Below are 15363 nucleotides of genomic sequence, written 5' to 3'. Positions count from 1 at the left end.
TTTAAAAGTTTACAACGATGGACAAGGGAAAATCGAGGTGACCATTCCGATGCCGCATTTGTTGCTGCGCGCTGAAGAGCGCCATGAGGATATGTATGCGGCGATCGATTTAGTAACCGATAAACTGGAGCGGCAAATCCGTAAACATAAAACGAAAGTCAATCGGAAGCTGCGTGACCGTGAGAAAGAAGCGAAGCTGGCTGCCCCTGTCTCGATCGGCGCTTCCGCAGCGGAGAATGAAGAGGAGTTTGAAATCGTGCGCACGAAGCACTTCAGCTTGAAGCCGATGGACAGCGAAGAAGCGATTTTGCAGATGAATTTGTTAGGGCACAACTTCTTCATTTTCACGAACGCGGAAACGAACCGGACGAACATTGTTTACCGCCGCAAAGACGGAAAGTACGGACTGATCGAGGCGAATTGAATCACCCTTCTATGCGCATCCCCTGCTTTTTTTGGCAGGGGATGTTATAATATGCGTGAAGGAAGCAAAAGGGGGAACGATGGAGGAACTGCTGCGTCGAATATGGTCCAAGTTGGATAACATGGAACAAGGATTTTTGGCGTTTCAAGAAGAAACTCGCCAACGGTTTGCGCAGATTGACGAACGGTTTGCGCGAATTGATGAGCGGTTTGCCCAGATTGATGAACAGTTTGCTCGGATTGACGAATGCTTTGCTCAAATGAATGAGCGTTTTGTGCAGATCGACGGCCGTTTAGCAGAAATGAGCGGGCAAATGGGTTCGCTGACGGCTCGCGTTGAAGCGCTTGAAGGCCGCGTCGATGAAATGAACGGGCGCATCAGCCGTCTTGAACAAGATTAGACCGTGTGGAAGCGGAGTTGGCGAAAGTGAAAGAAACGCTTTATCGCGTCGAAACGCAGCTTGTGGATGATGTGCAAATATTGCTTCGCAAAATTCATGAAAAAGTTGAGGAGAAAAGTTTTGAAATTTATGCGCTGAACCGGCGGCTTCACCATGCGGAAGCGGCGATTGAGCAGCTTCCGTCCAAGGCGTGATTCCCTCTTTTGGACATGCCCCTCTCTAAGCCTGTGCAACAGTTGTCACTGATCCCTGTATAATGATATGATGAAGAAGTGAGTCCATGAAAAATAAGGAGCGTTTCCTATGCTTGGAGTCTTAAAAAAAGTATTTGACCCGAACAAGCGTCAGTTGGCAAGGCTCGAGAAAATTGCGGATCAAGTGGATGCGCTCGGTCCGGAGATGGCCCGACTGTCCGATGAACAGCTGCGGCAAAAAACCGAGGAATTCAAAGCCCGCTACCAACAAGGCGAATCGCTCGATGACTTGCTTGTTGAGGCGTTTGCCGTCGTGCGCGAAGGGGCGAAGCGCGTCCTCGGTTTGTACCCATATAAAGTGCAAATTATGGGCGGCGTCGTCTTGCATGAAGGCGACATCGCCGAGATGAAAACCGGGGAAGGGAAAACGTTGACGGCGACGATGCCTGTCTATTTGAACGCCTTGACCGGGCGCGGCGTGCATGTCGTGACGGTCAACGAATACTTGGCGACGCGCGATGCGACGGAAATGGGCAAGCTGTATGAGTTTTTAGGCATGACCGTCGGCTTGAACTTGAGCGGTATGTCGCGCGAGGAGAAGCAAGCGGCGTACAATGCCGACATTACGTACGGGACGAACAACGAGTTTGGCTTTGACTATTTGCGCGACAACATGGTCCTCTATAAGGAGCATATTGTGCAGCGGCCGCTCTATTATGCGATCATCGACGAGGTCGACTCGATTTTGATCGATGAAGCGCGGACGCCGCTCATCATTTCAGGGACGGCGCAGAAGTCGACCAAGCTGTATGTGCAGGCGAATGCGTTTGTCCGCACGTTGCGCAAAGATGTCGATTACACATACGATGAAAAAACGAAAAGCGTCCAGCTGACGGAAGAAGGAATCAACAAAGCGGAGCGCGCGTTTGGCATCGACAACTTGTTCGATTTGAAACACGTCACGCTCAACCACCACATTCAGCTGGCGCTAAGGGCGCACGTAACGATGCAGCGCGATGTCGACTACGTCGTGCAAGACGGAAAAGTGATCATCGTCGACCCGTTCACCGGGCGCTTGATGCACGGCCGCCGCTACAGCGATGGGCTTCATCAAGCCATTGAGGCGAAAGAGGGGCTCGAGATTCAAAACGAGTCGATGACGTTGGCCACGATCACGTTCCAAAACTATTTCCGCATGTATGAAAAATTGGCGGGGATGACGGGGACGGCGAAAACGGAAGAGGAAGAGTTCCGCAACATTTACAACATGCGCGTCGTCGTCATTCCGACGAACCGCCCGGTGATCCGCGAAGACCGTCCGGATTTGATTTATCGGACGATGGAAGGGAAGTTCCGCGCCGTGGTCGAGGACATCGCCGCCCGCCATGCGAAAGGGCAGCCGGTGTTGGTCGGCACGGTGGCGATCGAAACGTCCGAGATGTTGTCAGAGATGCTCAAAAAGCGCGGCATCCCGCACAATGTCTTAAACGCGAAAAACCATGCGAAAGAGGCGGAGATCATTGCCCAAGCGGGGCAAAAAGGCGCGGTGACGATTGCGACGAACATGGCCGGGCGCGGGACGGACATTAAGCTTGGCGAAGGGGTAAAGGAGCTTGGCGGGCTTGCGGTCATCGGCACGGAGCGTCACGAAAGCCGGCGGATCGACAACCAGCTGCGCGGCCGTTCCGGGCGTCAAGGCGACCCTGGGGTGTCGCAGTTTTACTTGTCGCTTGAAGACGAATTGATGCGCCGTTTCGGCTCGGAAAGCTTAATGGCGATGATGGACCGCCTTGGAATGGACGATTCGCAGCCGATCCAAAGCAAAATGGTGACGAGAGCGGTCGAGTCGGCGCAAAAACGGGTCGAAGGCAACAACTTCGACGCCCGCAAACAGCTGCTTCAATATGACGATGTCCTGCGCGAGCAGCGGGAAATCATTTACCGCCAGCGCTATGAAGTGCTCGATTCCGACAACTTGCGCGGCATTATCGAAAAGATGATCCATTCGGTGATCGAGCGCGTCGTCAACGCTCATACGCCGAAAGAAGAGGTTCCGGAAGAATGGAATTTGAAAGGGCTCGTTGAGTATCTCAACGCCCATCTGCTTCCGGAAGGGGATGTAACGGAAGCTGACTTGCGCGGCAAAGAGCCCGAAGAGATGATCGAGCTCATTTGGGCGAAAGTGAAGGCGCGCTATGATGAGAAAGAAGCGCAAATCCCGCCTGAACAAATGCGCGAGTTTGAACGCGTCGTCGTCTTGCGCGCTGTCGATATGAAATGGATGCACCATATCGACGCGATGGAGCAGCTTCGCCAAGGCATCCATTTGCGCGCCTACGGGCAAGTCGACCCGCTGCGCGAATATCAGATGGAAGGCTACGCCATGTTTGAGGAGATGATTGCGGCGATTGAAGAGGAAGTCGCCACCTATATTATGAAGGCGGAAATTCACCATAACCTTGAGCGCCAAGAGGTGGCCAAAGGCGAAGCGGTTCACCCGAAAGAAGACGGCGAAGAACCGAAGAGAAAACCGGTCCGCAAGGCGGTGCGCGTCGGCCGCAACGACCCGTGCCCGTGCGGGAGCGGGAAAAAATATAAACATTGTTGCGGAAGAACGGTGTGACCGTTTATAAATATAAAAGGGAGGCTCTGCCTCCCTTTTGAATGGCAGACATTCATCGTTGGCATACTATATTGATGATGAGGTGAGGACAACATGATCGATTTGGTGGAAATCAAGCAAGAGCTTGAGAAAATGGCTAAGCGATTAGCGGAAATCAGGGGGTCTCTTTGACCTCGAAGCGAAGCAGGCGCGCATTCGCGAATTAGAAGAGCAAATGGCCGCGCCAAACTTTTGGGATGATCAAAAATCGGCGCAGGCGGTCATTTCCGAAGCGAATGCGCTCAAAGATCTCGTCGAGGAATTTTCCTCGCTTGAAGAACGGTTTGACAACTTGGAAGTGACGTACGAATTGCTCAAGGAAGAGCCGGATGACGAGCTCCAAGCTGAACTCGTCGAGGAAGCGAAAAAGCTGATGAAAGACTTCAGCGAGTTCGAGTTGCAGCTGCTGCTCAACGAGCCGTACGACCAAAACAACGCCATTTTGGAACTCCATCCCGGCGCAGGCGGCACCGAGTCGCAAGACTGGGCGTCGATGCTTTTGCGCATGTATACGCGCTGGGCGGAGAAAAAAGGGTTTAAAGTGGAGACGCTCGATTACCTGCCGGGCGAGGAAGCCGGGATCAAGAGCGTCACGCTGCTCATTAAAGGGCACAACGCCTACGGCTATTTAAAAGCGGAAAAAGGGGTGCATCGGCTGGTTCGCATCTCGCCGTTTGACGCCTCAGGCCGCCGCCATACGTCGTTCGTGTCGTGCGAGGTTGTGCCGGAATTGGATGATAACATTGAAATTGAGATCCGGCCGGAAGAGCTGAAAATCGACACGTACCGCTCAAGCGGCGCGGGCGGGCAGCACGTCAACACGACCGACTCGGCCGTGCGCATCACCCACTTGCCGACCGGGATCGTCGTCACGTGCCAATCGGAGCGGTCGCAAATCAAAAACCGCGAAAAAGCGATGAATATGTTGAAGGCGAAATTGTACCAAAAGAAACTCGAGGAGCAGCAAGCCGAGCTCGCTGAGCTGCGCGGCGAGCAAAAAGAAATCGGCTGGGGCAACCAAATTCGTTCGTACGTCTTCCATCCGTATTCGCTTGTCAAAGACCATCGGACGAACGTCGAGGTCGGCAATGTGCAAGCGGTGATGGATGGGGAAATTGATGTGTTTATTGACGCGTATTTGCGTGCGAAGTTGAAGTAAAGGGCGATCATCGGATCGTCCTTTTTCGTTTCAAAAATCATTTTTCTGGTTTTGACGCATCTGCACCCCCGTGGTATGCTGAAGGTAACGAAAGGCAAAAGGAGGGCGATGGCTTTGGCTGTGCGCAAACAATTGCTTTACGAACTGATTGAACGGTTGGATGAAACGGATCATCAAACAGCGTACGATTTTTTGATGTACTTGCTTGATCGGTCCAGAAAGGAACGAATGGTATGGGAGCGGATTGACGAAACAGATGAAGAAGAAGCGTTGACGGAAGAAGAGCGCCAGCAGCTGCAAAGCGATGAAGGATATATCACCGGGGGAGAAGCCAAGCGTGAATTCGGGCTACAAGTTGATTTACCGTAGGGCCGCAGTCAAATTCATCGCTAGGCAAGAAAAAGAGGTTCAAGAACGGTTGGCCTCTGGGTTGCAAGGTCTGCTTGCGATCCCACCGCAGGGGGATATAAAAAAGTTGAAGGGGCAGGATGGATTATATCGGCTGCGGGTCGGAACATATCGTGTTTTGTTTCGCATCGATCATGATGAACGAATCATCTATATTGAGGCGATCGGCAACCGCGGGGATGTGTATTGAGGCTTGTATTTTTTGGCTAGGGCGATCATCGGATCGTCCTTTTTTCCTTTAGCATAGCAGACCATTATCGCGTTAATCGGCTGTCATTTACTTGCCAAAACGGGCATGCTATACTCACAGAGGAAGGTGGGGAAGCATGCGGAAGCGAAGAGAGAAGACCATGCCTCCGGCGGTGGAGGCGGCTTTGGAGTATGCGTATGTTCTGATCGGCGCGGCGATCGTCGCTGTGGCGTTTAACGTGTTTTTGCTGCCAAACCGGATCGCCTCGGGCGGAGTGAGCGGCATCAGCACGATCATGCATGCGCTGTTCGGCATTGAACCGGCGTATGTCCAATGGGCGCTCAACATTCCGCTCTTTATCGCTGGTGTTGTGCTTTTGGGCCGGCAGTTTGGCGTGAAAACGTTCGTGGGGACGGTGTTTTTGCCGCTTGTTGTCTATTTGACGAAAGAGATGGAGCCGGCGACGACAAATCCGCTTCTTGGCGCGATTTTTGGCGGCATCGGCGTTGGGCTCGGCCTTGGCATGGTGTTTCGCGGCCGGGCGTCGACCGGCGGCACTGATTTGGCGGCGCAAATCATCCATAAATATACCGGGCTGTCGCTTGGGATGTGCGTGATTTTCATCGATGGCTTGATCGTGTTGACCGCGGCGTTTGTGTTTGATATCGAACGGGCGCTCTATGCCTTGATCGCGTTGTATGTGACAAGCAAAACGATCGATCTCGTCCAAGTCGGGCTTGGGTATTCGAAAATCGCTCTGATTATTACAAAAGAAGAGGAAAAAGTGCGCCGCGCCATTTTACACGAAATCGACCGCGGAGTGACGCGCTTGCCGGCGTATGGCGGCTACACGCAACATGAGCGCCCGGTGTTGATGTGCGTCGTCGCCCAATCGGAGTTCACGAAATTGAAACAAATCGTCCGAACCATTGATCCGACAGCGTTTGTCATCGTTGCGAACGCTGCTGAGGTGCTCGGCGAGGGATTTCAACGTACGTAACAGGGGAAGAAATCGGTTATAATAAATGGGGAACGGAATTTTTCGTTTGAGGGGGAGTTCGCCATGAAATGGAAGTTGGCTGCGATGTTCCTTGGCGTTTCGCTCGCGCTCGCGGCATGCGGAGGTGGCGGGGATAACGCTGGGAACAACAACGGCAACAATGGTGGAGGGGATACCGCCGCGTCCGCCGAGCAAATTTTTAAACAAAACTGTGCGTCCTGTCATGGACAAGACCTGTCGGGCGGGGTCGGCCCGAACTTGCAAAAGGTTGGAAGCAAGTATTCGAAAGATCAGATTAAAGACATTATCGCCAACGGCCGCGGCGCGATGCCGGCAGGAATCATTAAAGGGGAAGACGCCGACAAAGTGGCGGAATGGCTGGCTGCGAAAAAATAATGGACGGATGTTTCTGACTCTTTGAAAGGAAAAGATCGTTTCATTCAAGGAAGGTGCACCGCCTTGTTCGCTTAAGAACGGGGCGGTGTTTGCTTTTTTGAATCTTTTGTCCTAGTTTCTCCATTGTTCCCCATTTGAAATATAAATGTAAAATTCGACAATAGAAAATCGTGTTATAATAATCCTTGCGGAATTTTGCAAGATTCATTCGAAACAGCTCGAGAAATGGCAACAGGGAAGTCGAAAATAGGTGATGATGATGATTGAAATGCAAGATGTATACAAAACGTATCCAAACGGCGTTGTGGCGTTAAACGGCATCAACGTCCGCATCAAGCAAGGAGAATTCGTCTATGTCGTTGGACCCAGCGGAGCTGGGAAGTCGACGTTTATTAAGATGATGTACCGCGAGGAAAAGCCGACGAGCGGGACCATTATGGTCAACGGCGTCAACCTTGCCAAACTCAAAGACAGCAAAGTCCCTCTTTTGCGCCGCCATATCGGTGTTGTGTTCCAAGATTTCAAGCTGCTTCCGAAGCTCAACGTTTACGAAAACGTTGCCTTTGCCTTGGAAGTCATTGAAGAATCGCCGAAAGTGATCCGCAAAAAAGTGATGGAAGTACTCGACCTAGTCGGCCTCAAACATAAAATCCGCTCTTATCCGAACGAATTGTCCGGGGGCGAACAGCAGCGCGTCTCCATCGCCCGCTCAATCGTCAACTCCCCGAAGATCGTGATTGCCGACGAACCAACAGGAAACTTGGACCCGGAAACCTCATGGGGCATTGTGGAGCTGTTTGAAAAAATCAACGACCGGGGAACGACGATTGTGATGGCGACCCACAACAAAGAGATCGTCAACGCGACCCGGCGGCGCGTCATCGCCATCGAAAACGGGAAAATCGTCCGCGACGAGGCGAAGGGGGAATACGGCTATGACGCTTCATACGTTTAAGCGCCACGTCCGGGAAAGCATCAAAAGCCTTGGCCGCAACGGTTGGATGACGTTTGCGTCCGCGAGTGCCGTCACGGTGACGCTTTTGCTTGTCGGCGTCTTTTTTGTCGTCATGTTCAACATCAACCATTTTGCCAAAAAAGTCGAAAACGATGTCGAAATTCGCGTCCATATCGAGCTGACGGCCGACAGCCGGCAAAAAGACGTCTTGCGCCGGCAAATTGAAGCCATTCCAAACGTCAAGGAAGTGCGCTATTCATCGAAGGACGAAGAGCTGAAGCGGCTGATCAAAAGCATGGGGGATGAAGGCTCGTCGTTCCGCTTATTTGAACAGGACAATCCGTTGAGCGATGTATACGTCGTGAAAGCGGCCCATCCGCAAGATACGGTGAAAATCGCCAAACAAATCGAAACATTGCCGTTCGTCCATAAAGTCAATTATGGCCAAGGGACGGTCGAGAAGCTGTTTGACGCGCTGAAAGTGGCGCGCAACGTGGGGCTCGTGCTCATTCTCGGATTGTTGTTTACGGCGATGTTTCTCATTTCCAACACGATCAAAATTACGATTTTCGCCCGCCGCCGCGAAATCGAAATTATGCGGCTCGTGGGCGCGACGAACGGGTTTATCCGCTGGCCGTTCTTTTTGGAAGGGTTATGGCTTGGAATGCTTGGCGCTCTCTTCCCGATCGCGGCGCTTTCGATCGTGTACTACAACGTGTATCAAGTGTATGAACAGCGGGTTTCCTTGCCGTTTTTTGAACTTCTTCCGTTTTCGCCGTTTATGTGGCAGTTGAGCGCACTGCTCTTGGCGATCGGCGCCGGCATCGGCATTTGGGGAAGCGTCATGTCGGTGCGCAAGTTTTTAAAAGTGTAAACAAAAGTCATAGGGAGAGGGAAAGCGATGAAAAAGAAAAACATGATGGCGCTCGTGGTCGCCGCGGCGCTCGGCCTTGGCGTTCTGCCGCCGGCGGCGGACGCCGTCAGCACTCGTGATATCGAACAAAAGCGGGGCGAGATCGACGCGCTTCGTTCGAAACGGTCAGAGGTGCAGGAAAAAATCAGCGAGGCGCAAAAAAACATCGAAGCCCTTCAGTCGCAGCAAAAACAAGTCGCCAACGATATTGAAAAGCTGAACATTGCCATTGAGGAAACGAGCGGCAAAATCCGCAACGTCAGCGCAGATATTGACCAAACGGAGCAAGCCATTGACCAATTGAAACAAGAAATTGCCGAAATTCAAGAACGGATTGAAAAGCGGAATGAAATTTTGAAGGAGCGGCTTCGTTCCTTGCAGGAAAGCGGCGGAGCGATCAGCTACTTGCAAGTATTGCTTGGCGCGCAAAGCTTCAGCGACTTCATTGACCGGATGAGCGCCGTGACGACGATCATGGAAGCGGACCAACAAATCATCCGCGAGCAGGAAGCTGATAAAACGTTAAAAGAGAAAAAGGAAGCCGAATTGACGGAGAAGCGGAACAAGCTGCAAGCGGATTTGCAAGAATTGAAGCAGCTGCAGGCCGAGCTGGCCGACCAGCTGGAACAAAAAAATCGCCTGATGGCCGATTTGAAGCAAAAAGAGGAAGAAGAGCATGATCATAAGATGGCGCTTGAAGAAGAAAAAGAACTGATCGCCAAGCAAGAAGCGGCGGTGAAAGAGCAGCTTGCCGAACTCGAACGGCAAAAACGGGCCGAAGAAGAAGCGAAACAGAGAGGACGTACATATGCCTCGCCAAACGGTGGAGGAGCGTCATCAGGAGAAACGCCATCCGGCGGCAGCACGCCGCCTGTATCGAGCGGGGCGTTTACCCGTCCAGCCAACGGACCGATCACCTCGGGCTTTGGCTACCGGTTTGGCGGCACGGACTTCCATCCAGGGGTCGACATCGGCAAGCGAGCTCCCGTTGTGCCGGTTGTCGCTGCAGCGGACGGCATTGTGTTCCGCTCCTACTATTCTAGCAGCTACGGCAACGTCATTTTCATCAGCCATGTGATGAATGGGCAAACCTATACGACCGTGTACGCTCATTTAGAAGCGCGTCTTGTTGGCGAAGGGCAGCACGTCCGTAAAGGACAAATTATTGGCTACATGGGCAATACAGGGAATTCGACCGGTCCGCATCTTCATTTTGAACTGCATCGCGGCGGCTGGAACGAGGCGAAAACGAATGCGGTCAATCCGCTTGACTATATTCCTTTCTAATTTCGAACGGTAGGTGGCATGGCGCAACTTGTCTGTCTTTTGGCGGGACAAGTTGCGTATTTTTTTGATTGATTTAACATCATCGGCAGGCAAATTCTATGCCCATTCCGCTTTGATTCTGTTTCAATCCGTTTTTGGCGGTGATGGATGCGGGAGACCCTCTCCAACTCGTTGGGAATGAAAAAAGATTGTGGCCATCGGTTGCCTGTGATACGATAAATGTAAACATTTATTTATTTTTGGTTTACAAATGGTGGTGAAAGGGGGAAAGATCCGATTTACGGGATGAGGAGATAAAGGCGCAAGGACCGAAGCTCGGGGAAAACCAACCAACGCTCTGGGCTGATTTTGTACATGACGGCGCAAAGCGTATGGGTCATGATCGAGAAAAAAGCGGCCGCTTAATCTAGCTTCACATCCACACGCTGTCCGTTAAGGAAGGCGTTTCCCATCTTCTCTTGCATGGTGCTTGTTGCTTATCGATGAAGCAACAGCTTGACGGGCCGTTTGGATCAATGGCTGTGTTGGCAGAAAGTTAGGGGGGATCCCATGAATATTGTCTGCATTCCGGGATGGGGAATGAAAGCGGATATTTTTGCGCCGTTGCTCGATTCGTTATCACTAAGGGGAAATGCGACAGTCGTCGAATGGAAGGAAATTAAAACGGTTCATTGCTTTCGAAAGCGAGCGGAACAGGTGCTTCATGAGCGTGCGACGGTCATCGGCTGGTCGCTCGGTTCGCTTGTGGCGCTAGAGTTGGCCCATGCTTATCCCGAGCGGGTCTCTCGCCTTATTTTGATCGGCGGCACGAGCCGTTTTATTGCCGATGACGGTTATGAAGCTGGATGGCATCCACGGATCGTCAAGCGGATGAAAACAAAGCTGCAAGTACGGCCGGCTGACACGATAGCTGCTTTCCTTGCTTCATTATGGTCCAAGAGCGAAAAGGGGGATATTTCTGAGTTCTTTTACCGCGATCGGGTTGAGGAACTGCTGATCGGGCTTGATTATTTGATTGAGGCCGATGCGCGCCCGTTTTTGGCGGACATCTCCGCTCCAATGCTGATCGTTCACGGTGAGCAAGATGCGATTTGTCCACCTGCTGCTGCGCGCTATATCGTTGAACGCGCTCCCAGCGCTATTCAAAGCCATGATGCGCGAATACGAACAGCGCTTTTTGGCGCACGGGGAGATCACAGCTACTTACCATTGCCTATTGATCCGTATGACCCGCTGTTAAGGCGGGGATTTTTTTATGGTTTCGGGCGTTGCTTGGCCGATCCAAGGAAATGGTTTGGCCGCACCACATTCCCCCTTGACTCTGTACCTTAGTCTATCGTTTATAATGTTGAGCAAAGACGGGAACCCCCCCACCCCGTCATCGCAAGGAGGGAGAACGATGGAAATGGTCAAAAAATCGTTTTGGGCCGTGCTGGCACTGCTCAGCTGCCCGTGTCATCTGGCGGTTATTCTGCCGTTGTTGGCCGGAACATCGGTCGGTGCGTATTTGATCCGACACCAAAGCCTTGCCATCGGCCTTTTTACGGTTTTGTTTTTCTTTTCGCTGATGATGATGGTTGGAAAGCGAAAGCCAATGCGATCAGGTGAAACGGAAAGCTATGGCCGAGGGAAAACGGGAAACGGCCATGGGGCGTGCTGTGTCCCCTTCCGAACGAATCATGAGGACGAGTGATAGAGGAACTGAACAAAATAGGAAAGAGACATTTGTTGATAAGGAGTGTTTTTTACCATGAAAACATATCGAATGACCGTCCAAGGCATGACATGCACCGGCTGTGAACAACATGTCGCCAGAGCGCTGGAGGCGATTGGGGCTAAGCTGATGGATGTCAGCTTCCGGCGCGGTGAAGTGGTATTCGCGCTGCCTGAGGGCACGGACGTTGACATGGCGAGACAAGCGGTCAAAAACGCCCATTACGAGCCGGGGGAAGCCGAGGAGATCACCGCATCAGCCAGATCTGTTATCGATGGCGAGGGAGAGTATGATTACATGATCATCGGTTCCGGCGGGGCGGCGTTTTCCTCGGCGATCGAAGCGGTGAAATACGGGGCGAAAGTGGCGATGGTCGAGCGCGGAACGGTCGGGGGGACGTGCGTCAATATCGGATGCGTGCCATCGAAGACGCTGCTTCGGGCCGGAGAAATCTATGCGTTGGCGCGAAATCATCCGTTTCTCGGCCTGCATACATCCGCTGGTCCGGTTGATTTGGCGCCGTTAGTGAAGCAAAAAAATGAACTGGTCGAGCAGCTTCGCCAAGCGAAATATGCAGACTTGATCGGAGAGTATGGGTTCGATTTCATCCAAGGGGAGGCTCGGTTTATCGATCGCCAAACGATTGAAGTGAACGGCCAAACGCTGTCGGCGAAACGGTTTTTGATCGCGACAGGCGCTTCCCCGGCCGTGCCGGATATTCCGGGACTTCATGATGTCGACTACTTGACCAGCACGACCTTGCTTGAACTGAAAAAAGTGCCGAAGCGGCTCGCTGTCATCGGCGCCGGCTACATCGGGATGGAGTTGGGACAGCTGTTCCACCATCTCGGCTCGGAGGTGACGTTGATGCAGCGAAGCTCGCGCCTGCTGAAAGAGTATGACCCGGAAATTTCCGAAGCGATGACGCGGGCGCTCACGGAACAAGGCATCCGCGTCATCACCGGTGCTTCATTTGAACGGGTCGAACAAGATGGGAATACGAAAAAAGTGTATGTGAACGTGGACGGACGCACCCGGGTCATCGAAGCGGACGAATTGCTCGTGGCTGCCGGGAGAACGCCGAATACGGCGGCGTTGAACTTGCCGGCAGCCGGTGTGGAAGTCGGGGCGCGCGGGGAAATTTTGATCGACGAATACACACGGACGACGAACCCGTCGATTTATGCGGCAGGCGATGTCACGCTCGGCCCGCAGTTCGTCTATGTCGCGGCCTATCAGGGAGCCGTTGCCGCGGCTAATGCCGTCGGCGGGCTGAACAAGCGCTGGGATACGGCCGTCGTTCCGGCGGTGACGTTCACCCATCCGGCCATCGCCACCGTCGGTTTGACCGAACAGCGGGCGAAAGAAAACGGGTATGACGTGAAAACGTCCGTCCTGCCGCTTGAGGCGGTGCCGCGCGCCATCGTCAACCGGGAAACGACGGGGGTGTTTAAACTTGTCGCTGAGGCCCGTACGGGCAAGCTGCTAGGCGCCCACATCGTCGCGGACAATGCCGGCGAGGTCATTTACGCCGCAGCGTTGGCGATTCAATTCGGATTAACGATCGACGACCTTCGCCACACGCTTGTCCCGTATTTAACGATGGCGGAGGGGCTGAAGCTGGCGGCGCTTACGTTTGACCAAGATGTTTCGAAGTTATCGTGCTGCGCGGGATGAGGCCTTCGAATTGGGCCGCCGCTTCGCGGACCGTTATCAAGGGGGGGAACTCATTGCTGTTGCGGTTGCAACGAAGCTTAATGGGGAGCGGTCCGTTTGGCGGAACGCTTCCCTAAAAGGCTGGTGATTGAACAGAAATTGATAAACTGCTTGGCGTTGTCGATCGGGATCGCGATCGATGCAAAGACATGTACCGCTTTGTTACGCAAAAGATCGAGGAGATTCAAGCCAGCATTCGCGATTTGAGGCGGATCGAAGCGATGCTCCAGCAGTTAAAGGAATGTTGCCCTCATGAAGACAATTTATATAACTGCCCGATTATTGATCTGCTGCTCGAAGAACGGCCGGACGAGGAAAGGAAATAAAAGAAAGTGGAGGCCGGAAGCCCCGACAAAAATACGGCTGCCCTCATTAGCCGGTTTCCCGGCCTTTCGGGCAGCTGCTTGTCTGCTCAGGACGCGATTATTCGCTGCTGTTGCCATCATCGCCGCCTACATTGCCGCCATCGTAGTCATCATCGTCTTGGTCGTGATTTTGATCATGACCTTGGTCATCGTCATCTTGATCATCGCCGGGTTGCCCAGCATTTTCTCCTTTGTCCTCGTCTTGCTTGACGGAAAGTTTCCGCGTCCGGCCGCTTCCATATTTCCACTCGAGTTCAAGGCGGAACGGGATATCAAGGGAAAAGAGAGTTTGGATTTTGGCGATGATTTCATCATTTGACAGCGACGGTGATGCTTGCAAGTCGTTAATGAGCGACTGGACGTCATTTGTTGTCACTTCACCCGTCTGGTCTTTAATGTGTAAATGGGAATGGCGGTCAGACCAATGATAGTCGATTTTAATCGTTCCAAAGTTGACAGGCAAAACGGTTTTTTATATAATAATCTCGAATTCGAGATTTTAGAACCAATCAAATTGATGTAGAACTTCATGCTGGCTAGCCCTCCAAGGAGGCCGGTGAAAAACGTCCATTTCCCCTAATATCGATGATTCTTGAGTGGAGGGAAGAGCAACATTTATATATAAGGCTCCTCCGTTTGAGAAGCGACATGATTGAACCGCATTTCCTGTTGAATCACCAGCATTCTAGATTTTTCATGATCCGCATCGTATATATCACATGACTATGATCGCTATGGCGATCGCCGTATCAAAGCAGCATGCTCTTGGTGCTCTATTTCGATAAATGAAGGAGAGGAACAAGATGATCCGCATCGACCGGGCGTCGTCCCGATATCATGCCGATTACGGCTGGCTGAAAACATACCATAGCTTCTCATTTGGCGAGTATTATGATCCGAACAACATCCAGTTTGGCCCGCTAAGGGTGTTAAACGACGATTTCGTTGCGCCGCTCTCCGGTTTTGGCGCTCACCCGCACCGGGAGATGGAAATTGTGTCGATCGTGCTTAAAGGCTATTTGCAACATGAAGACAGCACCGGACATAAGGCGGTGACAACGTTCGGCGGCGTGCAGCGGATGTCGGCCGGCACCGGCATCGTCCATTCGGAAGTGAACCCGTCGGCGACGGAAGAGGTGAACTTTTTGCAACTTTGGTTTTTGCCGGAACAATACGGATTGCCGCCGTCGTACGAGCGGACCGAGTTTCCGGTCGACAAGATGAAAAACGCCTTGCTGCCGATTGTCACGAAACACCCGTCTTCCCCGGGGATTGCTCACATTCATCAAGATTTGACGATTTATCTTTCCGATTTGGAAGCCGGGCATGAGGTGACGTTTACCCAGCCGGAAGGGCGGAACATCTTTGTCTTTGTCATTGAGGGGGATCTGACGTTAAACGGCGAGGCCCATCTCGAGCGGCGCGATGCGGCCCGCATCACGGAAACGCCGGTTCTTCGCCTCGCAACGAACGAAGGATCGCGGTTGATGCTCATCGACTTGCCAAAAGAGGGGTGAAAGCGTTTCGTTTTTGTGCGGCTCATTGGTTTGGCTTCCATTCTAGAAGGCCGGTGAAAAACG

At 52.5% G+C, this 15363-nt stretch carries 17 protein-coding genes and 1 pseudogene; 17 read left to right on the top strand and 1 reads right to left on the bottom strand.

The window, feature by feature from the left end; genetic code table 11:
- From hpf to VU18_RS13565, 16 genes and pseudogenes are all read left to right on the top strand, one after another.
- A partial coding sequence (gene hpf / locus VU18_RS13635) for a ribosome hibernation-promoting factor, HPF/YfiA family (RefSeq protein WP_047758269.1) occupies positions 1 to 424 on the top strand: 424 nt, incomplete at its 5' end.
- Between the two features lie 55 nt (positions 425 to 479).
- Entirely contained in the window at positions 480 to 824 is a 345-nt protein-coding gene (locus VU18_RS21290; protein WP_317889384.1) for a hypothetical protein, read from the top strand.
- A 5-nt stretch (positions 825 to 829) separates the two neighbouring features.
- Positions 830 to 1018, top strand: coding sequence for a hypothetical protein (locus tag VU18_RS21285; RefSeq protein ID WP_369793576.1), 189 nt, complete (start codon positions 830 to 832; stop codon positions 1016 to 1018).
- Between the two features lie 109 nt (positions 1019 to 1127).
- Positions 1128 to 3641, top strand: coding sequence for a preprotein translocase subunit SecA (secA, locus tag VU18_RS13625; protein ID WP_011232577.1), 2514 nt, complete (start codon positions 1128 to 1130; stop codon positions 3639 to 3641).
- Positions 3642 to 3734: 93 nt separating this feature from the next.
- A protein-coding gene (prfB, locus tag VU18_RS13620) for a peptide chain release factor 2 (RefSeq protein WP_112111375.1) occupies positions 3735 to 4839 on the top strand; the annotation gives its coding sequence in 2 pieces (ribosomal slippage) (positions 3735 to 3809 and positions 3811 to 4839; 1104 coding nt in all).
- Between the two features lie 108 nt (positions 4840 to 4947).
- On the top strand, positions 4948 to 5208 hold the full coding sequence (locus VU18_RS13615) for a hypothetical protein (RefSeq protein WP_082218538.1): 261 nt from the start codon (positions 4948 to 4950) through the stop codon (positions 5206 to 5208).
- On the top strand, positions 5177 to 5437 hold the full coding sequence (locus VU18_RS13610; protein WP_047758268.1) for a type II toxin-antitoxin system RelE/ParE family toxin: 261 nt from the start codon (positions 5177 to 5179) through the stop codon (positions 5435 to 5437). The genes VU18_RS13615 and VU18_RS13610 overlap by 32 nt, the downstream gene beginning before the upstream one ends.
- A gap of 136 nt (positions 5438 to 5573) precedes the next feature.
- The gene (locus tag VU18_RS13605; RefSeq protein WP_047758267.1) at positions 5574 to 6437 is read left to right on the top strand and encodes a YitT family protein; all 864 of its coding nucleotides are present in this window, start codon (positions 5574 to 5576) and stop codon (positions 6435 to 6437) included.
- A gap of 63 nt (positions 6438 to 6500) precedes the next feature.
- Complete coding sequence (gene cccB / locus VU18_RS13600; RefSeq protein WP_047758266.1) at positions 6501 to 6833, top strand: cytochrome c551; 333 nt, start codon at positions 6501 to 6503, stop codon at positions 6831 to 6833.
- Between the two features lie 259 nt (positions 6834 to 7092).
- Entirely contained in the window at positions 7093 to 7788 is a 696-nt protein-coding gene (ftsE, locus tag VU18_RS13595) for a cell division ATP-binding protein FtsE (protein ID WP_011232571.1), read from the top strand.
- Positions 7769 to 8662 (top strand): permease-like cell division protein FtsX, encoded by an 894-nt coding sequence (gene ftsX / locus VU18_RS13590; protein WP_042381726.1) that lies wholly within the window; start codon positions 7769 to 7771, stop codon positions 8660 to 8662. Before ftsE ends, ftsX begins: the two co-directional genes overlap by 20 nt.
- A gap of 27 nt (positions 8663 to 8689) precedes the next feature.
- Entirely contained in the window at positions 8690 to 9988 is a 1299-nt protein-coding gene (locus VU18_RS13585; RefSeq protein WP_042381724.1) for a murein hydrolase activator EnvC, read from the top strand.
- Positions 9989 to 10537: 549 nt separating this feature from the next.
- Positions 10538 to 11320, top strand: a complete 783-nt coding sequence (locus tag VU18_RS13580; RefSeq protein WP_011232568.1) for an alpha/beta fold hydrolase — start codon at positions 10538 to 10540, stop codon at positions 11318 to 11320.
- Between the two features lie 67 nt (positions 11321 to 11387).
- Positions 11388 to 11681 (top strand): transporter, encoded by a 294-nt coding sequence (locus VU18_RS13575; RefSeq protein ID WP_011232567.1) that lies wholly within the window; start codon positions 11388 to 11390, stop codon positions 11679 to 11681.
- 57 nt (positions 11682 to 11738) lie between these two features.
- Positions 11739 to 13379 (top strand): mercury(II) reductase, encoded by a 1641-nt coding sequence (merA, locus tag VU18_RS13570; RefSeq protein ID WP_042381723.1) that lies wholly within the window; start codon positions 11739 to 11741, stop codon positions 13377 to 13379.
- A gap of 134 nt (positions 13380 to 13513) precedes the next feature.
- Positions 13514 to 13744 (top strand): annotated as a pseudogene (locus tag VU18_RS13565) (MerR family DNA-binding protein); the annotation flags it as partial.
- A gap of 97 nt (positions 13745 to 13841) precedes the next feature.
- Here VU18_RS13565 and VU18_RS13560 read toward each other — a convergent pair.
- The gene (locus tag VU18_RS13560) at positions 13842 to 14246 is read right to left on the bottom strand and encodes a hypothetical protein (protein ID WP_023633672.1); all 405 of its coding nucleotides are present in this window, start codon (positions 14244 to 14246) and stop codon (positions 13842 to 13844) included.
- A gap of 340 nt (positions 14247 to 14586) precedes the next feature.
- Here VU18_RS13560 and VU18_RS13555 point away from each other — a divergent pair, with 340 nt between their 5' ends.
- The gene (locus tag VU18_RS13555; RefSeq protein WP_023633674.1) at positions 14587 to 15300 is read left to right on the top strand and encodes a pirin family protein; all 714 of its coding nucleotides are present in this window, start codon (positions 14587 to 14589) and stop codon (positions 15298 to 15300) included.
- Positions 15301 to 15363 lie beyond the last annotated feature (63 nt).

The organism is Geobacillus sp. ZGt-1 (assembly GCF_001026865.1).
GTDB lineage: Bacteria > Bacillota > Bacilli > Bacillales > Anoxybacillaceae > Geobacillus > Geobacillus thermoleovorans.
The sequence above is the reverse complement of the archived record's forward strand: the minus strand, read 5'-3'. Positions and strand labels throughout refer to the sequence as shown.